The sequence below is a fragment of the Pseudomonas sp. TSRC2-2 genome, from assembly GCF_049897785.1.
GTDB lineage: Bacteria > Pseudomonadota > Gammaproteobacteria > Pseudomonadales > Pseudomonadaceae > Aquipseudomonas.
Genome location: NZ_JAFCWZ010000003.1, coordinates 120,110 through 143,515, shown reverse-complemented (window position 1 = coordinate 143,515; position 23,406 = coordinate 120,110). Strand labels below are relative to the sequence as shown.

Here is a 23,406-nt window from a genome sequence, read left to right as displayed (position 1 = left end):
CAAGCTCCTCACACTTGAGGAATTGGCAGGAGGCCAACGCCGCCGTCGATAGGTCACACCAGCCCGACCAGCACCCGCGGCTGCAAGTTTTGCTACTCAGGGAAGAAGTACCCATGGCATTCCGCGCCCCCACTCTGCTCGCGCTCAGCGCCGTCACTCTGTTGTCCGGCTGTGCAGCGTTTCGCAACTACGATTCCGAATTGGCCCAGACCAACCAGCAACTGGCTTCCGGCAACGTCGACGCGGCGCTGACCCTGCTGGAAAAGAACAACAGCGGCACCGACAAAGACCTGCTCTATTACTTCGAGAAAGGTGAACTGCTGCGCGCCAAGGGCGATCTGTCGGGCAGCCAGAACGCCTGGGGCAGCGCGGACAAGGTAGTCGGTCAGTGGGAAGACGCGGTCAAGCTCGACTCCGCCAAGTACCTGGCACAGTTCGGCAGCTTCATCGTCAACGACAAGGTGCGCCGCTACGAAGGCTACGACTACGAAAAAGTCATGCTGACCACGCAGATGGCCCTGAACCTGCTGGCGGTCAACGATTTCGACGGCGCCCGCACGGCGATCAAAAAGACCCACGAACGCGAAGCGGTGATCGCCGACCTGCGCGACAAGGAATACCTCAAGAGCGAAGAACAGGCCGAGAAAGAAGGCATCAAGACTCAGTACAAGGATCTTCAGGGTTATCCGGTTGCCAGCCTCGACGCGCCGGAAGTGGTCGGCCTGAAAAACAGCTATCAGAGCGCGTTCAGCCATTACCTCGCCGGTTTCGTCTACGAAGCCCTGGGCGAGAAGGATCTGGCCGCGCCGGGTTATCGCAAGGCTGCCGAATTGCGCCCGAACACGCCGCTGCTCGAGCAGGCGCTGGTCAACCTCGACAAACCTTCGAAGTCTGACGACAGCGATATCCTGATCGTAGTGCAGAGCGGCCTGGCCCCGGCCCGCGACTCGATTCGCGTACCGCTGCCGTTGCCGATTTCCAACAATGTGGTGATCACCCCGCTGTCGTTCCCGATCATCAAACCGGACACTTCCACCGCGCCGTTCGCGCAGATCGGTGTCGATGGCAAGCAAGTTGACCTGACCGCGCTGAACAGCACCACCGCTATGTCGCGCCGCGCGCTGCGCGATGACATGCCCGGGATCATCGTGCGCACCACCGTGCGGGCGATCACCAAAGGCGTGGCGCAAAAGCAGATCAACGAAACCAATCCGCTGGCCGGTCTCGCCGTAGGCATTTCTTCAGCGGTACTGGAAGGTGCCGATACCCGTACGTGGCGCACCCTGCCGGACAACACCCAAGTGGTGCGCCTGCGCCTGAAAAAGGGTGAGCATCAGGTTACCCTGCCGAGCGCCGTGGGCGGCTCGGTGGTCAAGGTCACCGTCGATCAGCGTTATCAAGTGGTCAGCCTGCGCGCCGTTGGCAACCAGGTGTTCGCTGGCGGCATCGCTGCTCACGTAATGCCGAGCGCTGGCGCGACCAACGTCGCCAGCCTCAAACAACCTTAAGAACGGAGTCTTGCAATGCGCTTGAAGATTATCGCCGTCGCCGCCCTCGCCTTGTTGGCAGGCTGCGCCACCCCGCCGCCACCTGAGCCGGGCAGCGCCGCGAGCAAAGTCGTGGCCATGGGGCCGCAGAAACACATCGTCGTCGGCGCCATGCGCGTGGCCCGCGAAAACGGCTTCATGACCGTCAATGTGCAGTTGAGCAACACCCTCAACAGCAACAAGATCTTCTACTACCGCTTCGCCTGGCTTGGCGCCGAAGGTTTCCCGGTTGCCGAAGAAGAGGTCTGGAAAAGCCAGATGATGTATGGCGCTCAGACCAGCTTCATTCAAGCCATCGCTCCGACCCCGAAAGCCGTGGATTTCCGTCTGGAAATCAAAACGCCTTAAGCCCGCCACCCTTTTTCTGATTGAGAGAGCTTTCTCATGTTTGCACGCTTTTCCTGCATCGCCGTCATCGCCCTGCTGGCCTCCGGTTGCGCCAACACTTCGCCGACCCTGGGCAGCAAGAACATCAGTTACGGCGACACCAAAGCCGTTGAAACCGTGACCAACGAATTCGGTTCGACCGACCTGCAAATGATCGCCGAATCGATGACCCGCTCGCTGGCCCAGTCCGGCATTCTGCAGGGTCGTCCCGTGGTTCAGGTCTACGACGTGAAAAACAAGACCAGCGAGTACATCGATACCCGCGAAATCACCACCAGCATCAAGACCCAGCTGATGAAGACCGGCGTCGCGCGCTTCGCCAGCGATAACAACGCAATGCAGAGCCAGGTTGACCAGCTCAAACTGCAAAACCAGAGCGGTCTGTACAAGAAAAGCACCGTGGCCAAGACCGGCAATATGATTGCCGCCAAGTACCGCATCGAAGGCTCGATCAGCTCGATCGTCAAGCGCAGCAGCGATTATAAGGACGTCTTCTACAAATTCAGCCTGCAGTTGATCGATGTCGAAAGCGGTCTGGCCGAGTGGATGGACGAAAAAGAGATCCGCAAAACCACGGAGCGTTAAGCAATGCGCACATGGATTGGCATGATGGCCCTGGCTTGCGCGTTCAGCGCGCAGGCGGCCCCGAAAGTGGCGGTGACGGATCTGGCGTATCAGGAGCGCGTGGAGCAATACATCCACATCGTTTCGGCGCAGAGCAATCACCGCGAGAGCTACTACAGCGCCAGCGGCTCTTCGAGCTACAACGAGATCGAAGCGACCACCAGCTACATCGAACAGGGCGAGTTGCGCAAATTCACCGGCGACATAAAGGGTGAAATTCTGCGTACCGGCATGTTCCAGCTGGTGCAGGGCACGCCGTACACCGCCTCGTCCAAAGGCGATGTGTATGACGTGATCAAACGCATCAAGGCCGGCAACTTCAAAGGCGCCGACTACGTGTTGTTCGGCACTGTGTCCGACATCGACTTCACCCAGGACGTCAACGAGCTGGCGCATACCGACAGCTACTCGGCGGTACTGGGCCTGACACTGGTGGCGGATTTCAGTCTGATCAACACCAAGACTTACGAGATCACCTCGGCCTTCACGGCGATGGGCGAAGCGCAGGACACCAAACTGGTGAACCATCGCGACATCAAGATCTCGCTGAATCGTCCGCGGGTGGTGCGTGACGTGTCCAAGGCCTTGGGGGAAGACGTGGCCGGGCAACTGAGCATGCAGCTCGGCGGTGGTGGCGGTTACGAGCAACCGCGCGAGGCGCCGCAGCGCAACAATCTACCGCGTGATACGGCGCCGGTGATTCTGCGCTGACCGACCGAGAGAAACAAAAAGGCGACCCGCAAAGGTCGCCTTTTTTCTGCCCGAGTGCTTCAGGCCGCCGCTTTACGCAACGTCGCCATAAACGCCGCCGCACCAATGAACAACCCGGCAAAGGTGCGGTTCATGCGCTTCTGCTGTTTGGGCGTGCGCAACAGACGCAGCACCTTCGACGCCAGCCCGGTGTAACCGGCCATCACGATCAGATCGACAAACACCATCGTCACACCGATCACCACATACTGAATCAGCAGCGGCGCGTGGGGATTGATGAACTGCGGCAACACCGCGAGCATGAACACCAACGCCTTGGGGTTGCTGATGTTCACCAGAAAGCCGCGAAACACCAGGGCCAGCGGCTTGCCGATCGGCCGTACCGCGGCGTCATCGCTCATGTCCATGGGCAGCGCCCGCCATTGCTTGATCGCCAGATAAACCAGATAAGCGACGCCGAACCATTTGATCGCATGGAACGCTGTGGCCGATGCGGTGAGCACGGCACCCACACCCGCGCCGACAATCGCGATCTGCACCGCCAAGCCGATCTGCAGGCCCAGCGCGTTCCAGTAGCCGCGCCAGAATCCGTATTGCAGACCGCTGGACATCGACGCGATGGCGCCCGCGCCCGGGGACAGGCTGATCACCCAGCAGGCGGCAAAGAATGCCAGCCATGTTTGAAGCTCCATCGCACACCTCGGCTCTGAATCGTGACAGACGCTCAAGCTAATGCGCTTTGGGCTTAAAAGCAAAAGATCGTCCGAAGGCTCGGGCCGCGATCGTCCGATCTTTTGATCTCGCTGAAAAAGCTACTTCTCGAACCCGCTCGACGGCAACACATCCGTCCCGCGCCAACGCCGCACCGAACGCTGGAAGAACAGGCTGTTCGGCACCTGCACCATGGCGCTGCCGGTGCCGAGTTCTTCGGCCTCGACCAGCGTGGTGTAGAGCAGATTGATCGCGATCACCCGGCCTTTGACGCCAGGCTTGTCGGTGGTGTCCACCAGCTCGACCACATCGCCGAGGCGGAACGGTCCGACGGTGAAGATCAGGATCGCGCAGAGCAGATTGGACAGCACGCTCCACATGGCGAAGAACGCCACCGCCGCCACCGCGACAAAACCCGACAGCGCCGTCCACAGCACTGTCGCCGAAACGCCGAGGCGCTCAAGCACGAAGAGCAGCGCGCTGCCCATGATCAGCCAGCGCAGCACGCCACGCAGCGGCATCAGCAATTGCGGCGGGAAAGGATAACGCTCACCCAGGCGAGTCAGGCCTTTGGCGACGAAACGCTGGGTCAGGTAACCCGCGAGCAGAATCAGCAGAATCTGCGCGGTGAACCAGAGCGGTTCGACCCATACCGCCGCAAAGGGCAGTTTGAAGGCTTCCATCAGGACAACGCCTCCAGCTCCGCCTGCATGCTTTCCAGGGTTTCCAGCGCTTGCATCCAGGCTTCTTCCAACTCGGCTTCACGAACCTTCAATTTGGCCTGTTCGGCGAGCAGATCCCGCAGTTCATTCTTGCGTGCCGGCTCGTAGATATCGCTGTCGCCGAGGCTGGCATCGACCTTGGCCAGTTTCTCGTGAAGCTTGCCCAGCTCGGCTTCAAGCTTGTCGGCCTCGCGCTTGTGCGGGGCCAGTTGTTGGCGCAACGCTGCTGCCGCTTGGCGCTGAGCTTTCTTGTCGGTCTTGTCCGGATTGACCGGTGTGTTGCTGACCGGCGCATTACGCTGGCGGTATTCCACCAGCCAGCGGGCGTAATCTTCCAGGTCGCCATCGAACTCTTCGACCTTGCCGTCGGCGACCAGATAGAAGTTGTCGGTGGTGCTCTTGAGCAAATGCCGATCGTGAGACACCACCAGCACCGCACCGCTGAATTCCTGCAGTGCCATGGTCAGTGCCAGACGCATTTCCAGGTCGAGGTGGTTGGTCGGTTCGTCGAGCAGCAACAGGTTTGGCCGCTCCCAGGCGATCAACGCAAGCGCGAGACGAGCCTTCTCGCCACCGGAGAAATTCAGCACCGGCTCATCGATGCGCGCGCCACGGAAGTCGAAGCCGCCGAGGAAGTCACGCAAGGTCTGCTCGCGCTCGCCCGGCGCCAGCCGCTGCAAGTGCAGCAACGGGCTGGCCTTGGAATCCAGCGAATCGAGTTGATGCTGAGCGAAGTAGCCGACCACGGTGTTCTCGCCACGGGTCAGGCGCCCGGCCAGCGGTTCAAGCTCACCGGCGAGGTTCTTGATCAGCGTCGATTTACCCGCGCCGTTCGGCCCGAGCAGACCGATCCGCGCGCCCGGAGTCAGTTGCAGCTTGACCTTCTCCAGGATGGTCTTGTCGCCATAACCCAGACGTGCATCGGACAGGTCGATCAGTGGGCTGGAGATCTTCGTTGACTCGCGGAAGACGAAGTCGAACGGCGAATCGACGTGGGCCGCCGAAAGTTCTTCCATGCGTTCCAGCGCCTTGATCCGGCTCTGCGCCTGACGGGCCTTTGTCGCCTGGGCCTTGAAGCGAGCGATGTAGCTTTCCATGTGCGCACGCTGCGCCTGCTGCTTCTCGTAGGCCTGTTGCTGCTGGGCCAGACGCTCGGCGCGGGCGCGTTCGAACGCGGTGTAGCCGCCACGGTAGAGCGTCAGTTTGCGCTGATCGACATGGGCGACGTGATCAACCACTTCGTCGAGGAAGTCGCGGTCGTGGGAAATCAGCAGCAAGGTGCCCGGATAGCTTTTCAGCCACTCTTCGAGCCAGATGATTGCGTCGAGGTCCAAGTGGTTGGTCGGTTCGTCGAGCAGCAGCAGATCCGAGGGGCACATCAGTGCCTGTGCCAGATTCAGACGCATCCGCCAGCCACCGGAGAAATCGCCGACCTGACGATCCATCTGCTCATTGGTGAAACCAAGACCGGCGAGCAGCTTGCGCGCCCGTGCATCGGCGGTGTAACCGTCGGCGCTGTCGAGTTCGGCGTGCAGGCGCGCCAGCGCGGTGCCGTCATGGGCCTGCTCGGCGGCGGCAAGCTCACGCTGCACCTCACGCAGACGCAGGTCACCATCGAGCACATAGTCGACCGCCAGGCGCTCAAGGGTGTCGACCTCCTGGCGCATGTGCGCGATGCGCCAGTCGACCGGCAGCAGGCAGTCGCCCGAATCCGGATGCAACTCGCCGCGCAGCAAGGCGAACAGGCTGGATTTGCCGGCACCGTTGGCGCCGATGAGGCCGGCTTTGTGGCCGGCGTGCAGGGTCAGCTCGGCGTCTTCTAGCAGACGTTGCGGGCCACGCTGTAAAGTCAGGTTCTGAAGTCGGATCATAATGGCGGCGGAGTCTACCAGCTTCGCTCACAACTGGCGCGAGTAGCACGATGTCCTCTGACCTGTGGAGCTTTGCCCTTGATGTCTACGCCCGACCGGGCGTGGAAGATGCCTGCCTGCGATTGCAAACGGCGGGCGCCAATGTCTGCCTGTTGCTATGCGGTTTGTGGCTGGAGCAGCGAGCGGTGACCTGCGATGAACCGCGCGTACGCCTGCTCAAGGCCTTGACCGCGCCGTGGGATGTCGAAGTGGTGCAGCCATTGCGAAGCCTGCGCATGCAATGGAAAGTGCGGGCCGTCGATGATGCGGTGGTGGCAGGCATGCGCGAGCAGATCAAGTCACTTGAGCTTGAAGCTGAACGAACCTTGTTGTCACGGCTGGAAGGTGTGGCGCAGGAATGGACGCGCAACGAGGCAGGTTCGGTGACCTGGCTTGAAGGCTTGGCCGGCAGTGCAGCCAGCCTGAACCGCGACGCGCTGCAAGTGCTGCGCGTCGCGGCAACCGGCACTTAGGAAGCGCTGGTCGGGGTGCTGCTGACGCTCGACGAAGCGGCTGGCGCTGGCGCCGTCGAAGGGGTCGAGTGAGCGGCGGACGACGGTGCGGACGCAGCTGGAGCAGCCGGGGAAGCCGCAGGCGCTGGTTTGGCTGCTGGAGCGGTAGCCGGTTTGGTAGCGGCTGGCTTGGCAGCAGCAGGCTTTTTCACCGCTGGTTTTGCGGCTGGCTTGGCCGCTGGTTTCGCCGCAGCAGGCTTGGCAGCAGCAGGCTTGGCGGCCGGTTTCGCAGCGGTTTTTGCTGCAGGTTTTGCTGCCGATGTTGCGGCTGGTTTGGCAGCCGGTTTAACCGCCACTTTCGCAGCAGGTCTGGCCGCGGCAGGTTTAGCCACGGCCTTGGCTGCAGGCTTCGCAGCGGCGGTTTTTGCAGCAGGCTTGGCTGCTGGTTTTGCCGCTGTCTTGGCGGCAGGCTTTGCGGCTGCGGTCTTAGCCGCTGCAGTTTTGGTCGCGGCCGGTTTCGCAGCGGGCTTGGCAGTGGTGGTTTTGGCTGCAGGTTTGGCTGCAGTGGTTTTAGCCGCCGGTGTTGCCGCGCTCGCCGCCGGCTTCTTCACTGCAGTTTTCGCCACTGGTTTGGCAGGCGCTTTTACCGGTGCCTTGGCGGCGGGTTTGGCGGTGGTTTTCGCAGCAGCAGGTTTGGCCGCAGCGGTCTTCGCCGGGGCTTTGCTTGCAGCAGGTTTGGCAGCGACTTTCTTCGCTGGAGCGGCTGCGGGTTTGGCCGAACGCGACGACAGGACCTTACCCACTGCTTCCTGAACGCGGCCAACACCCTGGGCCAGCTTCAGGCTTTCCTGAGCATCGCGCTTGAGCTGCAGAATGTAGCTGCGGGTCTCGGACTGACGATCTTTCAACGCGTCGAGCAGGTCTTCGAGTTCTTTCACCGAGGCCTTGGCTTTATTCTGCGCCTTGGCTTTGCCGGCGGTGGCGGCGTCTTGCAGTTTGGTGCGCGATTTGTGCAGTTTTTCCTGCGCTTTGCCACGCTGTTTTTCCAGCTTGGCGAGCAGTTTTTCAGCATCAGCCAAGGCTTGCGAGCAAGCGTTTTCCAAATGCTCGAGCAAGCTGCCCGACAACTGTTGGAGTAAGTGCAACGGAGTATTTACAGGCTTCTTGGTGGCCGACATGGTTTACCTCCTGGCTGACGTGAGTGCGGCTCATACTAGACCTCTGCTGATACCGCCGCTAGGGCATGTTGACAGTATCTGCGCCGTTGCGTTGCACCGAAGCCGAAATGTTCTGCACCGGGGTAAAAGCAGTTCACCGATGCAGACGTTTGCACTGGCATAATCCCTCGCATCTCAGGTCGGAGAGTGCCCATGTCGCGCTACTTTATTTTGTCCCTCTGCGTGGTTTTTTCGGCGGCATACGCCGATGAAAAAACCACGGCGAATGATGCTCATGACCTGGCTTACAGCCTCGGTGCCAGCCTCGGTGAACGGCTGCGCCAGGAGGTGCCGCAGTTGCAGATCCAGGCGCTGATCGAAGGCCTGCAACAGGCGTATCAGGGCAAGCCCCTGGCGTTGAGTGAAGCGCGTATCGAACAGATTCTGGCCGATCACGAATCGCGCAATGCCGAGCAGGCATCACGCCAATCGAGTGATGCTGCGATGGAGAACGAGCAACGGTTTCTCAGCGCGGAAAAAGCCAAACCGGGCGTAAAGGAATTGGCCGATGGCATCCTTCTGACCGAACTCGTCCCGGGCTCCGGCGCCAAAGCCGGCCCCGACGGAAAAGTTCAGGTGTTGTATGTCGGCAAGTTGCCGGACGGCACTGTGTTTGACCAGAACAGCCAACCGCAATGGTTCAACCTCGACAGCGTGATTGCCGGTTGGCGCACGGCGCTGCAGAACATGCCGGTCGGGGCAAAATGGCGATTGGTGATTCCATCGGATCAGGCCTATGGTGCCGACGGTGCCGGCGACCTGATCGCACCGTTCACGCCACTGGTGTTTGAAGTGGAACTGCGTGGCGCGACGAACTGATCGGGCATAAAAAAACGGTGCGCTTTCGGCGCACCGTTTTTCCGCAAGGATGTGGTTCAGGCCTGAACCGGGTCTTCTGCCTTGTGTGCCGTGTGCAGCACTTCGATCAGGCAGTCTTCAAGTTCGAAGCGCTCATGCAGCAAGCCGCCCAATTCCTTGAATTTCTCCGCAACGCATTTACCTTCATCGCACAGGTCGTTGAACGCGAGCAGCTTCTCGGTAATGACGTCGATGCGCGGGTAGATTGTCTCGGCGAGTTCCAGACCGCGCTTGTCGTTGAACGCCTTGGCTTCGCCAGTCAACTGTTCATAGATTTCAAAGTGACCGGCCGACACGTAATCGACCAGCACACCGCAGAATTCCAGTAGAGGTTTGCGGCTTTCAGACAGCGAATCAGGCTGCGCACCGAGTTTGTCGTAGGCGCCGATCAGCTCTTCACGCTCCTGCAACCAGCGGTCGATCAGCAGATGAACCCCACCCCAACGTTCCTGAGCATTCTGACAACTTTCGAGCATGGCGATCTCTCTTCCCTTGTGGGTCATGCTGCTCTACACCCGCGCCCATGTTCTGATTTGACTGGGTGGACGATCGGGCAGAGCGTCATCGAGCAACATAAATCCAATGACACGTGCCGGCCAGATTATGCCCGCACGCCTATGGCTTCAAGGTACGCAGGAGATAAAGTTCATACAAGTGTTTAATCCCTGACCAGTACGTGGTGCGACGCTTCGTCGCTGACCGGTCGTTGCAGAGCACTGCAGATCAGCCGCAACAACTGATAAACCGCAAGAATGGACACACCGACAAAAAACAGCAGGCTCCATTCCGGGATGCTCAAATCGAAGAGTGTCCAGGAGATTTCCGAGCAGTCGGCACCGCCGTTGAACATTCGTTGCAGGGCACAGATCCATGGCAAGCCACTGAAAAGTGATTCCACAGTCGGCGAGCATTTGACCAGTTGCAACATGGAATCACTCTGGATCAACACCTGCCGCCAGGCAGCGGTGGTTCCGCCCAGACTGGCGCCCAACGCAAACAGCCAGTACCACCATAATCCGCCACGCCGGGGGCCATGCACCGCCGCCACGCCGCAGCCAATGCACAGCAAGGTGAGGAACAAGCGCTGCACCAGGCACAGACTGCAAGGCGTCAGGCCCACCGCATATTCGAGGTAATAGGAAGCTCCCAGAGCAAAGGCCCCCGCAATGAAAGCGATGAAGAACAAGGAGCGTGAGCAGGCCAACGACATGGCTTTTCCGTAACAGTAGAGACAGGCAGTTACGGTAGAGGAAAGCGTGTCAGCCTTTCAAGGCAAGGGCCTGCCGACAGTTCACCACAGATGTAGGGAAAACCCGACAGGTTCAAGAGGAAAAGATGAAGGACTCTGCAGGAGTTTGCCTCAAGAGCACAAAGAAGCTGAATTTTCGGTCAGTGAAGTTCACGAGGGAGCATCCTCCCTCGCCTCTCAGACCTTCGCCGCAACCGGCAAAGGCGCCGCCAGCAAACGTTCATCAAGCAGCCCAAGACCTTCCTGGAACAACTGGTTGCTGCGCTCGGTATCGCCGAGCTGTGCGAGCAGACGAGCCAATTCAGCGCATGTCTCAGGATTGCGCTGCACGCGCAGACTGCTTTCCAGATAGTCGCGAGCCTTGCCCCACAGACTGGTTTGCAGACATAAACGCCCAAGGGTCAGCAGCAGGCTCGGATCGGCCGGATGCTCCTTGAGCCAGCCCTCAGCGGTTTGCAACTGTCGTGCAGGATCACTGCCACGAACCAGACCATAAAGCCGCGCCAGATGGCTGTCGTACCTGCGCTTGAGCGCGGTGCGCAGCACCTCTTCGGCCTCGACCTGAGCGCCTAGCTGGCGCAATTGCTCGGCATAGGCCAATACCAGAGGGGCCTCCTGACGCTGCGCTGAAGTCAGCTGTTCCCAGGCCCGCTTGAGCGACTGCAGACCCACCGTGCCGTCCTCTTCGCGATGAGCTGCCAGCGAGAGATTTTCCCCCCAGGCGCGACGCTCGAGTTCAGCCAGTTCGGCCGGCGGCAGCACTTTGTCCTTGCGCAACTCCGGCAGCAGACGAATCACCGCCGTCCATTCGCCACGCTGCTGATACAGACGTTGCAATTGACGCAGTGTTTGCGCGCTGCGCGGATGCCGTTCATGCATTGCCTGCAAGGTCACCAGCGCACCGTCGGTGTCGCCACGATCGGTCTGCAACTGTGCGTGACTCAGGGCGATCGCCAATTCGGCTTGCGGCTGACGCTCCAGCGCACGTTCGAGCAAACGATCGCTTTCTTCGTACTGGCCTTGCTCGTTGGCCGCGCGTGCGGCGCCCAGGTAATAAAGCAGCGGCTGGCGTTCGGCTTCGGCGGCGCGGGTCAGATGCCGCTGCGCGCTGGCCCAGCGACCCTCAGCCAGATCCAGTTGCCCGTGTTCGATTGCCACTTGCACGCGGCGGCTGCGATTGCGCCGCGACCAAGGATTGACCACACCGGTAGAGGTCGTCACCAACTCGACCAACACCTTGATACCCCAGAACAGCAGCCACAGCACCGTGATCACCGCCAGCGTTGCCCACAGGCTCGCCTCGTAGCGGAAGCCCTTGTACGCCACCAGCACGTAACCGGAATGCTCGGCGATCGCCAGGCCCAGCGCTGCCGTCGCCGCGATGACCAGAAACACGATTACATAGAGGCGCTTCATGGGGTCGTCTCCTGCGCCGCGTTGGCGGCAGGCTTGGCGAACGGCTTCACCGATTCTTCGGCGTTGAGGTTGCGCCGCTCAAGATACGCTTGCACCGCGCTCAAGGTGCCGGCCAGATCCGGAATCTTGACGGTGACGGGTTCCTTGCTCAGTTCGGCGACCTGTTCCAGCATGATTTTGCTTTGCGGGTTGTCCGGGTTGAAATTGCCCTTGAGCACATCGCGCGCCTCGGTCAGCGCCTGGGTGTAAACCGGCGCCTGACCGTTGAGTGCCGCCCATTGCGCCTGCTCCAGCGCCAGGCTCAGGGCCAGGCGTACCTGGCTCAGGCTCTGCCCGGCCAGCAGCGGTTTGACATTCTTGTCGGCGTTGAAATCGATGCGGATATAGCGCGACACCTTGTCCCACCATTGCGCCCAGCGACTGGCGCCATCGCCGTCGGCGGTCAGACCCAGCAGCGACTCGCCGCGATCCTTGTACTCCGGCGCCAGCTCGGTAAGGTCGATGACCTGATCGCGCAGCGCGCCAAGGCGCAGGAACAGCCCGGTGCGATCCGGTTGTTCGGTGCTGCGCAAGGCAACCAGGGTTTTCGCTACTTGCTCGCGAGCGGCGAAGGAACCCGGGTCATTCTGTTCACGGAGGATTTCGTCGGCGCCCTGCACCAGCGCCTGCGCGCTGCTGATGTCCTGCAATGCCGACAGGCGCAGACTGGCCAGACGCAGCAAGTGCTCGGCTTCGGCCAGACGCCAGTCCTTGCGGCTGGCGCCGAGGACGGTTTCCAGACGTTGATTGAGGCGCTGCTGATCGCCTTGCAATTGCGTGACCAGACGCTGGCGTTCGGCGAGCTCATCAGCGCCAGGCAACTGCGCAAGGCGCTCGGTCAGACGCTGCTCGTTGAGCTTCAGACTCTGCGCCTGATCATTCAACGCCTGCACCTGACTCGACTGCTGCTGCGTGTTGTTCTGCAGGTGACGCACCTGCCAGACACCCCAGCCACCGATGGCGACACCGGCGGCGCCAAGCAGCAGGGCGACAATCGCCAGTCCATTGCCTCGGCGCGGCTCCCGGGCCGGCGGTGGAGTTTCAACCTGAGCATCGAGCGCAGGCTGGGCGTCATCTTTGGGCAAGGCTGTTTCGCTCACGTATCCATCCTTTGCATTGGAAAACGGCACGGGAAACTCCCGTAACGCCGTCAGCAAAGCCGCGGCACTCGCGCCGCGGCAATCCACAACTGTTTGAGCCCCGGCGGCACGTGCCAGCTCGGCGACCCTCGGGCTCGGTACAAACAACGGCAACTGCGCGATCTTCGGCCAGGCATCGCCGGCCATCTGCCGCAGATGCTCGAAACCCTGTCCACTGCTGACCACCAGCCCGTCCAAGCGTTCCGCTTCGATCCGCCGTGGCAGCTCGCTGGGCGGGTAGGCAGGCAGGTCGCGGCGATACAACTCCAGATACTCGACACTAGCACCAAGCGCGCGCAGGCGCTCAGCGAGCAGCTCACGGCCACCCTCCCCACGCAGGATCATCACCTGCGCGCCGGGCTGGCTCAGCGCCTCGCGCAGACGCGGCAATTGCAGCAAGGCTTCACTGTCATCGCCATCAGACGGGAAACTCACGTCGAGACCATGATCGCGAAGAATCTCGGCAGTCGCCGCGCCGACGCTGAACCACGGCATGCTCAATGGCGCCGCGCCTTCGGACCTGAGCAGATCCACCGCAATCCGCGCCGCCGGTTTGCTGACCACGATTACTGCGTTGCAAGTGGGCAATCGCGCAATCGCCTGACGAATACTGTCAGAGACCGTCAGCGGAACAATGTCCAAAAGCGGCAGGCAACTGCTGAAAATCCCCTGCCCGGCCAACTGTTCGGCCAGCGCCGCGCAGTCATCTGCGGGACGCGTCAGCAGCAGGCGCCAGCCAGTCACTCGTGACCCGCCTCGCCGTAAACCGCTTTGAGAATGTCGTCAGCGCCCTGCTTGAGCAGATCTTCGGCGACCTGCACGCCCAGGGTTTCGGCGTCAGCGCGCGGCGCCCGCGCTTCGGCACTGAGCAGCTTGCCACCGCTCGGCTCGCCGACCAGACCGCGCAACCACAACTGCTCGCCTTCGAGCACGGCGTAGCAGGCGATCGGCACCTGGCAGCCACCATTCAAATGTTTGTTGAGGGCGCGTTCGGCGTTCACCCGCGAAGCGGTATCGGCGTGGTGCAAAGGCGCGAGCAAGGCATGGATTTCGTTGTCGGCGCTGCGGCATTCGATGCCGACCGCGCCTTGGCCACCGGCCGGCAGACTGTCATCGACACTGATCGGCGAAGTGATGCGATCTTCAAAACCGAGGCGGATCAAACCGGCCGCGGCAAGGATAATCGCGTCGTACTCACCGGCATCGAGTTTGGCCAGACGAGTGTTGACATTGCCGCGCAAGAAACGGATCTGCAGGTCCGGACGACGCGCCAGCAGTTGCGTCTGCCGACGCAGGCTCGAGGTGCCGACGATGGCACCGGCAGGCAGCGCTTCAAGACTTGCGTAGGTGTTGGAGACGAAAGCGTCGCGTGGGTCTTCGCGCTCGCAGATGCAGAACAGGCCTAGGCCTTGCGGGAAGTCCATCGGCACGTCTTTCATCGAGTGCACGGCGATATCGGCTTCGTTTTCCAGCAACGCGGTTTCCAGTTCCTTGACGAACAGGCCCTTGCCGCCGATCTTCGACAGGGGCGAGTCGAGCAGCTTGTCGCCGCGACTGACCATGGGCACCAGCGTCACCAGCAGACCCGGGTGGGCCGCCTCGAGACGGGCTTTGACGTATTCGGCCTGCCAGAGGGCCAGCGCACTTTTACGGGTGGCGATGCGGATTTCGCGAGGGGACATGGAACAATCCGTACTGAATAGATACGGCGGATAATAACAGCTCAGGCAAATGCACTTTGACCTGAATCAGAAAACGGCGTGGCCTCCCTGGCCTGCCATGCCGGGTAAATGAACTCGAATGGCCCGGTGAAGACCGGGTCAAAGCCCCTGCATCATTTTGCGCACACCGGCGACATGCCGACGGCTGACAATCAGCGCATCACCATTGAGGCCTTTGAGAAACAACTGGAAATGTCCCAGCGGTGTGCGCTGCAATCGCTCGATGCGATCGCGAGCGACCAGCGCGTTGCGGTGGATACGCACGAAGCGCTCACCGAACTCGTCTTCCAGTGCTTTGAGCGGTTCGTCGAGCAGCACCTCGCCGGCTTCGTGACGCAGGGTCACGTATTTGTGGTCGGCGATGAAGTAGACCACCTGATCCAGCGGAATCAGCTCAATGCCTTTGCGAGTACGGGCGCTGATGTGGCTGCGTGGGCCGTTGCCACTTTCGGCAGCGGGACGGGTCAGGGCCGATAGTTGCGCCCGATTGGGACGCTCAGCCCGCTTCAGGGCTTCGTTCAGGTGTTCGGTTCGCACAGGTTTCACCACATAGCCCACGGCGCTGGCCTGCAGGGCTTCCACGGCAAATTCATCGGGACTGGTGCAAAACACCACGGCCGGCGGCGTCTCTCGTTCGCACAGTCGGGCAGCAACCTGCAGGCCATCGAGGCCCGGCATGCGGATATCGAGCAAAACGATATCCGGCTTGTGGCTGTCGATCAGCGCTAACGCCTCCTCGCCATTCGTGGCATTGGGCTCCAGGACTGTATAACCCTCGAGCTCGCTCACCATACGGCTTAGGCGCTCGCGAGCCAGGGGTTCGTCATCAACGATCAGGACATTCATATTGCGCTGGATTCCTGCGTGAGTCTCGCACAAGGATAGCGTAGACAGGTGTAGTGACATCCGTCACCGCGATCCACGCTAAGACTAGCCCGAGCGCCAAAAAGTGCCGTACGTCGGCCAGCAATATTTGCCAGCGTCCGGGTCGTACCGCTCAGAGCCCGCTGTTTCCTGCGTTTCTCACGGTGGTCGATTGAAAGACAACTCACCCGCCCCCTTTTCTTATAGTCGGTGGCCAGACCTTTGCATGATCCGCCAACGCACCGACCCTTATGTCCACTGTAGACGTTCGTCGGAACGATATTGCTCAATCAAAAAATATCCTTTTTGTAAATTCCTTGCAGACACGGCGGGAGACGCCTGACACATCGGGGTAAAAACGTATCGATCGGTGTCAGCGACAGGATTGGCAACCCTGTTATTATCCGCGCCAGCGTTTCACGCCTTCTTTCTTCAAGCCGATACGAGCGAATTCATGAGCACTGACAAGACCAATCAGTCCTGGGGCGGCCGCTTCAGTGAACCCGTCGACGCCTTCGTCGCCCGCTTCACCGCCTCCGTCACTTTCGACCAGCGCCTGTATCGCCACGACATCATGGGCTCGATCGCCCACGCCACCATGCTGGCCAAAGTCGGCGTGCTGACCGATGCCGAGCGCGACAGCATCATCGACGGCCTGAACACCATTCAGGGCGAAATCGAGGCCGGCCAGTTCGACTGGCGCGTCGACCTCGAAGACGTGCACATGAACATCGAAGCACGCCTGACCGACCGCATCGGCGTGACCGGTAAAAAGCTCCACACCGGACGCAGCCGCAACGACCAGGTGGCCACCGATATCCGCCTGTGGCTGCGCGATGAAATCGATCTGATCCTGGCCGAGATCACCCGCCTGCAAAAAGGCCTGCTGGAGCAAGCCGAGCGCGAAGCTGCGAGCATCATGCCGGGCTTCACCCACTTGCAGACCGCGCAGCCAGTGACGTTCGGTCACCACATGCTGGCCTGGTTCGAAATGCTCAGCCGCGACTACGAGCGTCTGGTCGACTGCCGCAAGCGCACCAACCGCATGCCGCTGGGCAGCGCCGCGCTGGCTGGCACCACTTACCCGATCGATCGCGAATACACCGCGCAGCTGCTCGGCTTCGACGCCGTCGGCGGCAACTCGCTGGATAACGTCTCCGATCGTGACTTCGCCATTGAATTCTGCTCGGCCGCGAGCATCGCGATGATGCACCTGTCGCGCTTCTCCGAAGAGCTGGTGCTGTGGACCAGCGCGCAGTTCCAGTTCATCGATCTGCCGGACCGCTTCTGCACCGGCAGTTCGATCATGCCGCAAAAGAAAAACCCCGACGTGCCCGAGCTGGTACGCGGCAAGACCGGTCGCGTGTTCGGCGCACTGATGGGCCTGTTGACCCTGATGAAAGGCCAACCGCTGGCCTACAACAAGGACAACCAGGAAGACAAGGAACCGCTGTTCGACGCCGCCGACACCCTGCGCGATTCGCTGCGCGCGTTTGCCGACATGATCCCGGCGATCAAGCCGAAACACGCAATCATGCGTGAAGCGGCGCTGCGCGGTTTCTCCACCGCGACTGACCTGGCTGACTATCTGGTGCGCCGTGGTCTGCCGTTCCGCGACTGCCATGAAATCGTTGGCCACGCGGTGAAATACGGCGTCGACACGGGTAAGGATCTGGCCGAGATGAGCCTGGAAGAGCTGCGTCAGTTCAGCGATCAGATCGAGCAGGACGTGTTTGCCGTGCTGACCCTTGAGGGCTCGGTGAATGCCCGCGACCATATCGGCGGAACGGCACCGGCGCAGGTCAAGGCTGCTGTGGCTCGTGGTCAGGCCCTGCTGGCCAGCCGCTAAAAGCCAAAAAAGCTTCGCGAGCAAGCCCGCTCCCACATTCGGATTTCTGTCGAACACAAACGGTGTGACTGACAAAAATCTCCTGTGGGAACGGGCTTGCTCGCGAATGCGGTCTACAGAACAGCGTAATTCTTACTTCTTGGCCGCAATCATCGCCAAAAACGCCGGCATCGCCGCGTCCTTGTCCGCCGCAATCTTCTGCACATGCGGATTCTGCTCAAGCCGTTCCAGCAAAGCTTTCGCCTGCGGCATCTCGGCCAGCAAATCGATGCCGAACAGCTTCTGCCCGACCGCACAGGCCAGCGGCACGCTGTAGAGGAAATACAAATCGGCAATGCTCAGGCGGTCACCCGCCACATAGGGGGCGAATTTGCCGTGCCGGCTCAGCGCTGCAAAGCCCAGCAGCAATTCGGTCCGGGTCTTTTCCTTGATCGCCTCGGGCAACGTACCACCGAAAAACGCCTCGCCATAACAGGCACGGCCCGGCAACTCGATATACAACTCGATCTCTTTGGCAATTGCCAATACCTGCGCGCGCTCAAACGGATCGCTCGGCAGGAGAGGCGCGCCCTTTTCAGACTGCTCGAGATATTCGAGGATGATCGCAGTTTCGTTGATGTAACCGGCATCAACACCCAGCACCGGAACCTTGCCGCGCGGGCTGATGGCCAGTGAATCCGGGGTTTGTGCCGGGTAGAACGTCACTTCTTCGAAGGGCAGGCCTTTTTCCAGCAGCGCCAGTTTGACCATGTTGTAGTAATTGCTGACAGCGAATCCGTAGAGCTTGAACATCACAAAGCCTCCAGGCCGTGCGGGGTGGGCAGTGCCTGTTTATAGATCGCCGCGACGTTTCCCGCCAGCAGCATCACGCCGCTGAATGCGGGTAAACTGGCGCCTTTCCCTGAGGAGCCTGCCATGAGCGAGCCGACAGATATCGTCAACGATGACGACGAAGAAGCATTCACCGAAGCGACGCTGATCGAAGCCATCGAGAACCAGATCGAAAGCGACAACCCGCCAGCGGCCAAGGCGACTTTGAACAAGCTCACGCTGGTCGGAATGGAGCGCGAGGAGATCCTTAATCTGATGGCCCATGTGCTGGCTTTCGAGATTGACGCGATGCTCGATGAAGATCGTCCCTTCGACACCGAGTGGTACGAAGCGGCGCTGCGCGCTTTGCCAGAGCTGCCACCGGAAAAGCATTAAGATCAAAAGATCGCAGCCTTCGGCAGCTTCTGCATAGATTCCGTGCAGGAGCTGCCGAAGGCTGCGATCTTTTTTTTGAGGACTACACTGGAATTCGCCTCAAGACAAAATCCCCTGATCTGAGCACTGGACATGCCGCACCAGCGGGTTCACCTTAGGGGCGCTGTCGTCCAATTCCTAGAAAGTCTGGAGTCCTTATGTCGCTTACCCCTGAGTTGGTTGCCGAACTGGAAGTCCTCGCACTCTTTCCCCTGGACAGTTCCCAGGAAGGTCTGAAAATTCATCAGACCGCTGCCCCGAAACACATCGCTGCTGCCCAGCGCCTGTTTGAAAAAGACCTCACCGACCAGCCCGATGGCGGTTATCTGACCAGCCTTGGTCGCGATGCCGCGCAAAACGTGCAGACCGTACTGACGATTCTCAAAGAGCAGGAAACCGCCTGATTCTTCATGACTTTGCCCACGGGAACCCCTGCTACGGGATTTCCGCGGGCCCGCCTGGTCACTGTCGATAAAAATCTGCGGCGAAAAAACAAATTCAGCTTAAACGTCCTGCTACGCAGAGGCTAAACTGCGGCCATTCCGAGACCCTCTACGTCCGAGCCTGCAAGCCGGTTTGAGCTGACATGACGCGCACCCACGAAATCCGCCCTGACCTGGACGAAGGCATCGACCGCAAGGTACTCAGCCAACTGCGCGCACGTTTTCTCAAACTCAATGAAGGTCGCCTCGGCCGTGCGCTCGAAGGCTTGTCGACGCGCCAGCAAAGCGTGCTGACGCTGTTGCCGCTGTTCTTTCACGTCAATCATCCCTTGCTGCCCGGTTATGTCTCGGGCAGTACGCCGGCCGGCTTGTCCAATTATGAGCCCGACGCCAATGCGCTCGCTGAAGCACAACGCCTGACCCGTTCGTTCTCTTACAAACCGCGCCACGGCAGCAACCCGCCGCGGCCGATCCACGGCCTGTTCCTGATGGGCAGCCTCGGCACACTGGCCCAGGCCGATCAGAGCGACATGGACGTGTGGGTTTGCCATGCGCCGGATATGGGCGAAAGCGAGCTCAGTGAGCTGAGCAAGAAGTGCCAGTTGCTGGAAAACTGGGCTGCGAGCCAGGGCGCCGAAGCGCATTTCTTCCTGATCGACCCAGCGCGTTTCGTCAGAGGCGAACGAGACTCCCAGCTCAGTTCGGAAAACTGCGGCAGCACCCAGCACTATCTGTTGCTCGATGAGTTTTACCGCACGGCGATCTGGCTTGCCGGGCGCACACCGATCTGGTGGCTGGTGCCGGTCTATGAAGAAACAGCCTACGACGCCTACACCCATACCCTACTGTCCAAACGCTTTATTCGCGCCGACGAAACCCTGGATCTCGGGCCGATGGCGACGATTCCGCCGGGAGAATTCATCGGTGCCGGATTGTGGCAGCTGTTCAAAGGCATCGAATCACCCTACAAGTCAGTGCTCAAATTGCTACTGACCGAGGTGTACGCCAGCGAACACCCGCAGGTGCAGTGCCTGAGTCTGCGCTTCAAGAAAGCCGTGTTTGCCAATCAGCTCGACCTCGATGAACTCGACCCGTACATGGTCGTGTACCGCCGAATCGAGGAATACCTCATCGCCCGCAACGAGCCGGAACGCCTGGAGCTGGTGCGCCGGGCGCTGTATCTGAAGGTCAATCGCAAGCTCACCGGTAACAGCCGCAGCCAGGGCTGGCAGCGCGCACTGCTCGAACGTCTGGCCGGTGAATGGCACTGGGATCAGCGGCAACTGGTGCTGCTCGACAGTCGCAGTCAGTGGAAAGTGCGCCAGGTCAGCGCCGAGCGACGCGCGCTGGTCAACGAGCTCAACTACAGCTATCGCTTCCTGACCCAGTTCGCCCGCAGCGAACAGACCGTCAGCCTGATCAACAAGCGCGATCTCAATGTCCTCGGCCGGCGCCTGTATGCGGCTTTCGAGCGCAAGGCCGACAAGGTCGAGTTCATCAACCCCGGCATCGCCCCGGATCTGGCCGAAGACACCCTGACCCTGGTGCAGTCACCCAACAAAAAGGAACCGGGGCAGACCCAATGGGGGCTGTACAACGGCAACCTCACGGCATTGGAGTGGGAAAATTTTGCGCCGATCAAGCGCAGCCGCGAACTGCTCGAACTGCTGACCTGGTGCCACCGCAACGGCGTGATCGACAGCAGCACCCGGCTGGCCCTGCATCCGGGCACCAGCGATCTGAGTGAATTTGAGTTGTTCAACCTGCTCGGCAGCCTGCAGCAGTGCATCGCCCTGCCCCTGCCCAGCGTGGCGGAAGAGCCGTTGCTGCGCGCCGCCGTGCCCAGCGAAGTGCTGATGCTGATCAACGTCGGTGTCGACCCGCTCAAGCATCACCGTGACCTGAACATCCTGATGACCACCGAGCGCACCGACTCGCTGAGCTACGCAGGCGTTCGCGAAAATCTCGTGCTGACCCTCGATCAGGTTACGCTCAACAGCTGGAACGAAGTGCTGGTCAATCGTTTCGACGGCCCGCACGCGCTGCTCGATTGCCTGCGCGATTACCTCAACAACCTGCCGCGCGGTCTGGTGCAGCCGTCGCTGAAAGTGCGCTGTTTCTGCCATAACCGCGCGCAGTTCATTGCCCGCCGCGTCGAAGAAATCGTCGACACCGCGCAGACCCTGCTGCTCAGTGAATTGAATCATCGCTACCTGATTCAGGTGCAGCAGCACTATCACGTGCTGGAGCTGGTGCCAGGTCAGGTCAATCATGTCGCGCTCGCTACCCTGCCGGCACTGCTCGATTACCTGGGCGAAGAACAACCGCGCTACAGCCCGCTGCACCTCGACCCGATGGCACTCGAGGATCACGACCTGGCGCTGATCCTGCCGATGGGGCAGCCGGAGTGCATTCAGGTGTTCTACCGCATCAACGAACAGCAGGCCGAACTGTATGTGCTGGATGAATTCAATGCGCTGTGGCAGCAGCACCTGCCCTACCACGACGAGCAGAGTCTGCTGGTGCCGTTGCAGCGTTTTGTGCAATCGATCCAGTACCGCCGTGAAGCGCAGTTGCCGATGGACGGTGGCCCTGCAGGCAGCCCCGAGACTTTGTATTACCAGCTGTTGCCGTCCGGCCCGGGTCGCTCGCGCAGGGTCGAGATCCGTCCGGCACCGCAGACGCCAGTGAACAAACCGTTCTACGACGTGCAGGCGATCATCGGCAAAGCCGCGCCCGGCGAAGTGCAGGTCACGTTGTATTGCAATCAGCGGGAATTCAGCGAGCTGGAGCATGGCGACCAACTGTTCAGCGTGGTCGCCCGGGAGATCGTCGAGCAGCGCCGCGAGACCGAGCGCTATCGCTGCTACATCACCGACCTCGACCTCTCGGGTCTGCTCGGTGACGGGCACAGTTCAAGCAATCTGTATCTGCGCTACAAGGCGGACCTGGAGCGCTCGTTGAATGAAGCGCTCGAACAGGTTTGAGGCGAGGATTTACTCGGGAAAGGCGCCGCCGTTGACCGGTTGCGATTCCACTTCCAGCAAGGTCAGCTTCAGCGACTTGCCGCCCGGCGCCGGCCAGTCGATGTGCTGGCCGACCTTCAGGCCCAACAGCGCGCTGCCGACCGGGGCGAGAATGGAGATTTTGCCTTCGTCGGCGTTGGCGTCCTTGGGGTAGACCAGCGTCAGGTGGTAATCCTTGCCACTGCCTTCTTCGCGGCAATGCACGCGGGAATTCATGGTCACGACATCGGCGGGCACTTCATCGTGGCCGACCACGGTATCGGCGCGGTCCAGCTCGGTTTGCAGCGCAATCACGCCCGGCGCAGCCTGGTCTTTCTCGCTCAGGCTGTCGATCAGGCGCTCCAGACGTTGGACGTCCAGACGGGTAAGGGTGATGGAAGGTGCGGTCATGATCCAGGCAGACTCCTTTCTTCTGCACAAAAAAAGCAAAACCCCGCCAAAAAAGACGGGGTTCTCACCGTGCCTCGGTGGTTTGAGGCGTTCGCGGACACTATCACAGCTCAAAAAATATACAAGTCACGCACCATTGGACAGCTTGCGCTGTGACGCCTGGGCGACGATCACCCGCCGCCGCTGATCGTCGGCCGAACGCCATTCGCGAATGTCTTCAACATGGCGCGCGCAGCCGAGACAGACTTTCTGTTCGTCCAGTCGACATACGCCCGTGCAGGGCGAAGGCACCGCCGGGCTGACGTTGCTGTAAAGCGGCTTGGGTGGACGCGCGGCTGCCTCGGTCACCATCAGATCTCTTCGAAATCCAGCTCGAGGCCGGCCTGTTCGTGAACACAGCGCGACAGCACTTCGCCGAGCAGCTCTTCGGACTTCTCGCAGCTCCACTTGCCCGACTCTTCGTCGTAGTCGAAGTGGTAACCGCCGGAACGCGCCGCCAGCCACAGCTGACGCAGCGGCTCCTGGCGGCTGATGATCAGCTGACTACCATTGTCGAATTTGATGGTCATCATGCCAGCCGTGATCTCGATATCGTCGGCATGATCCTCCAGCAACTCTTCCAACGCCTGCTGGGTAGCATCGACGAGATCGTGGAAACGGGCTTCGGACAAACTCATTGCGGCAACCTCAAAAATGTCTGATCAGGCTCAAGCGCCGAAAGATACGGACGCTGCCGGCCGATTGCAAAGATTAACGACCAGGCACCTGTCGGCCCACTCAACGCCTCCCACAGGGATGATGCACATCACAGGAGCCCCGCCGGACGGGAACCCCCTCGCATAGGCAAGCTGCCGGGTGGCCGGTATACTCCGGCGCAATTAACGCA

24 protein-coding genes and 2 pseudogenes are annotated in these 23,406 nt (G+C 60.7%); 10 read left to right on the top strand and 16 right to left on the bottom strand.

From position 1 onward, the window contains the following. Window positions 1–113 precede the first annotated feature (113 nt). The 4 genes from ACP7D9_RS06655 to ACP7D9_RS06640 are packed head-to-tail and all read left to right on the top strand — an operon-like array spanning window position 114 to window position 3,269. Window positions 114–1,508, top strand: a complete 1,395-nt coding sequence (locus tag ACP7D9_RS06655; protein WP_426156312.1) for a COG3014 family protein — start codon at window positions 114–116, stop codon at window positions 1,506–1,508. Between the two features lie 15 nt (window positions 1,509–1,523). Then, the gene (locus ACP7D9_RS06650; RefSeq protein ID WP_016772611.1) at window positions 1,524–1,895 is read left to right on the top strand and encodes a YcfL family protein; all 372 of its coding nucleotides are present in this window, start codon (window positions 1,524–1,526) and stop codon (window positions 1,893–1,895) included. 36 nt (window positions 1,896–1,931) lie between these two features. After that, entirely contained in the window at window positions 1,932–2,519 is a 588-nt protein-coding gene (gene lpoB / locus ACP7D9_RS06645; protein WP_039757415.1) for a penicillin-binding protein activator LpoB, read from the top strand. A gap of 3 nt (window positions 2,520–2,522) precedes the next feature. After that, complete coding sequence (locus ACP7D9_RS06640) at window positions 2,523–3,269, top strand: penicillin-binding protein activator LpoB (RefSeq protein ID WP_426156309.1); 747 nt, start codon at window positions 2,523–2,525, stop codon at window positions 3,267–3,269. A gap of 59 nt (window positions 3,270–3,328) precedes the next feature. Here the strand turns inward: ACP7D9_RS06640 and rhtB are convergent, their stop codons facing one another. The 3 genes from rhtB to ACP7D9_RS06625 form a co-directional block, all read right to left on the bottom strand. Further along, a complete protein-coding gene (gene rhtB, locus ACP7D9_RS06635) occupies window positions 3,329–3,961 on the bottom strand; it encodes a homoserine/homoserine lactone efflux protein (RefSeq protein WP_024014759.1) in 633 nt (210 codons plus the stop codon). A gap of 120 nt (window positions 3,962–4,081) precedes the next feature. Beyond that, a complete protein-coding gene (locus ACP7D9_RS06630) occupies window positions 4,082–4,663 on the bottom strand; it encodes a mechanosensitive ion channel family protein (protein ID WP_101161538.1) in 582 nt (193 codons plus the stop codon). Next, a complete protein-coding gene (locus tag ACP7D9_RS06625; protein WP_101161540.1) occupies window positions 4,663–6,573 on the bottom strand; it encodes an ATP-binding cassette domain-containing protein in 1,911 nt (636 codons plus the stop codon). The genes ACP7D9_RS06630 and ACP7D9_RS06625 overlap by 1 nt, the downstream gene beginning before the upstream one ends. Before the next feature lie 50 nt (window positions 6,574–6,623). On the opposite strand from ACP7D9_RS06625, the gene ACP7D9_RS06620 reads away from it, so the two are divergent. Continuing rightward, window positions 6,624–7,085 carry a TIGR02444 family protein gene (locus ACP7D9_RS06620; RefSeq protein ID WP_101161542.1) on the top strand — a complete coding sequence of 154 codons (462 nt, stop codon included), beginning with the start codon at window positions 6,624–6,626 and terminating at the stop codon, window positions 7,083–7,085. Here the strand turns inward: ACP7D9_RS06620 and ACP7D9_RS06615 are convergent. Beyond that, on the bottom strand, window positions 7,082–8,242 hold the full coding sequence (locus ACP7D9_RS06615; protein WP_426156306.1) for an AlgP family protein: 1,161 nt from the start codon (window positions 8,240–8,242) through the stop codon (window positions 7,082–7,084). The two genes, ACP7D9_RS06620 and ACP7D9_RS06615, sit on opposite strands and share 4 nt — an antisense overlap. Window positions 8,243–8,434: 192 nt before the next feature. Between ACP7D9_RS06615 and ACP7D9_RS06610 the strand changes: the two genes are divergently transcribed. Then, the gene (locus tag ACP7D9_RS06610) at window positions 8,435–9,100 is read left to right on the top strand and encodes an FKBP-type peptidyl-prolyl cis-trans isomerase (RefSeq protein WP_101161546.1); all 666 of its coding nucleotides are present in this window, start codon (window positions 8,435–8,437) and stop codon (window positions 9,098–9,100) included. Between the two features lie 56 nt (window positions 9,101–9,156). Here the strand turns inward: ACP7D9_RS06610 and ACP7D9_RS06605 are convergent, their stop codons facing one another. From ACP7D9_RS06605 to ACP7D9_RS06570, 8 genes and pseudogenes are all read right to left on the bottom strand, one after another. Next, entirely contained in the window at window positions 9,157–9,615 is a 459-nt protein-coding gene (locus ACP7D9_RS06605) for an Rsd/AlgQ family anti-sigma factor (RefSeq protein ID WP_039757408.1), read from the bottom strand. A gap of 182 nt (window positions 9,616–9,797) precedes the next feature. Then, window positions 9,798–10,349: a disulfide bond formation protein B gene (locus tag ACP7D9_RS06600; RefSeq protein ID WP_101161547.1), complete on the bottom strand. Its 552-nt coding sequence runs from the start codon at window positions 10,347–10,349 to the stop codon at window positions 9,798–9,800. A 216-nt stretch (window positions 10,350–10,565) separates the two neighbouring features. Further along, a complete protein-coding gene (locus ACP7D9_RS06595) occupies window positions 10,566–11,804 on the bottom strand; it encodes a heme biosynthesis protein HemY (RefSeq protein ID WP_426156304.1) in 1,239 nt (412 codons plus the stop codon). Further along, window positions 11,801–12,943, bottom strand: coding sequence for a uroporphyrinogen-III C-methyltransferase (locus tag ACP7D9_RS06590; protein ID WP_426156715.1), 1,143 nt, complete (start codon window positions 12,941–12,943; stop codon window positions 11,801–11,803). Before ACP7D9_RS06590 ends, ACP7D9_RS06595 begins: the two co-directional genes overlap by 4 nt. Before the next feature lie 36 nt (window positions 12,944–12,979). Continuing rightward, window positions 12,980–13,726, bottom strand: a pseudogene (locus ACP7D9_RS06585) (uroporphyrinogen-III synthase); the annotation flags it as partial. After that, window positions 13,723–14,664, bottom strand: coding sequence for a hydroxymethylbilane synthase (hemC, locus tag ACP7D9_RS06580; protein WP_101161553.1), 942 nt, complete (start codon window positions 14,662–14,664; stop codon window positions 13,723–13,725). The pseudogene ACP7D9_RS06585 and the gene hemC, both read right to left, overlap by 4 nt. A gap of 138 nt (window positions 14,665–14,802) precedes the next feature. Then, complete coding sequence (locus ACP7D9_RS06575) at window positions 14,803–15,549, bottom strand: LytR/AlgR family response regulator transcription factor (RefSeq protein ID WP_312999768.1); 747 nt, start codon at window positions 15,547–15,549, stop codon at window positions 14,803–14,805. After that, window positions 15,546–15,698: pseudogene (locus tag ACP7D9_RS06570) on the bottom strand (sensor histidine kinase); the annotation flags it as partial. The gene ACP7D9_RS06575 and the pseudogene ACP7D9_RS06570, both read right to left, overlap by 4 nt. A gap of 323 nt (window positions 15,699–16,021) precedes the next feature. Between ACP7D9_RS06570 and argH the strand changes: the two are divergent. Next, window positions 16,022–17,416: an argininosuccinate lyase gene (gene argH / locus ACP7D9_RS06565; protein WP_101161555.1), complete on the top strand. Its 1,395-nt coding sequence runs from the start codon at window positions 16,022–16,024 to the stop codon at window positions 17,414–17,416. A 132-nt stretch (window positions 17,417–17,548) separates the two neighbouring features. Here argH and ACP7D9_RS06560 read toward each other — a convergent pair whose 3' ends face one another. Next, window positions 17,549–18,208 (bottom strand): glutathione S-transferase family protein, encoded by a 660-nt coding sequence (locus ACP7D9_RS06560; RefSeq protein WP_426156301.1) that lies wholly within the window; start codon window positions 18,206–18,208, stop codon window positions 17,549–17,551. 123 nt (window positions 18,209–18,331) lie between these two features. Here ACP7D9_RS06560 and ACP7D9_RS06555 point away from each other — a divergent pair, with 123 nt between their 5' ends. From ACP7D9_RS06555 to ACP7D9_RS06545, 3 genes are all read left to right on the top strand, one after another. Continuing rightward, on the top strand, window positions 18,332–18,622 hold the full coding sequence (locus tag ACP7D9_RS06555; protein WP_101161559.1) for a hypothetical protein: 291 nt from the start codon (window positions 18,332–18,334) through the stop codon (window positions 18,620–18,622). A 197-nt stretch (window positions 18,623–18,819) separates the two neighbouring features. Beyond that, entirely contained in the window at window positions 18,820–19,065 is a 246-nt protein-coding gene (locus ACP7D9_RS06550) for a TIGR02647 family protein (RefSeq protein WP_101161561.1), read from the top strand. 182 nt (window positions 19,066–19,247) lie between these two features. Continuing rightward, entirely contained in the window at window positions 19,248–22,091 is a 2,844-nt protein-coding gene (locus tag ACP7D9_RS06545) for a class I adenylate cyclase (protein ID WP_426156298.1), read from the top strand. Between the two features lie 9 nt (window positions 22,092–22,100). Here ACP7D9_RS06545 and rnk read toward each other — a convergent pair whose 3' ends face one another. The 3 genes from rnk to cyaY form a co-directional block, all read right to left on the bottom strand. Beyond that, window positions 22,101–22,520 (bottom strand): nucleoside diphosphate kinase regulator, encoded by a 420-nt coding sequence (gene rnk / locus ACP7D9_RS06540; RefSeq protein ID WP_039757397.1) that lies wholly within the window; start codon window positions 22,518–22,520, stop codon window positions 22,101–22,103. A 126-nt stretch (window positions 22,521–22,646) separates the two neighbouring features. Further along, the gene (locus ACP7D9_RS06535) at window positions 22,647–22,871 is read right to left on the bottom strand and encodes a DUF1289 domain-containing protein (protein WP_101161567.1); all 225 of its coding nucleotides are present in this window, start codon (window positions 22,869–22,871) and stop codon (window positions 22,647–22,649) included. Beyond that, window positions 22,871–23,197 carry an iron donor protein CyaY gene (cyaY, locus tag ACP7D9_RS06530; protein WP_101161569.1) on the bottom strand — a complete coding sequence of 109 codons (327 nt, stop codon included), beginning with the start codon at window positions 23,195–23,197 and terminating at the stop codon, window positions 22,871–22,873. The genes ACP7D9_RS06535 and cyaY overlap by 1 nt, the downstream gene beginning before the upstream one ends. Between the last annotated feature and the right edge of the window lie 209 nt (window positions 23,198–23,406).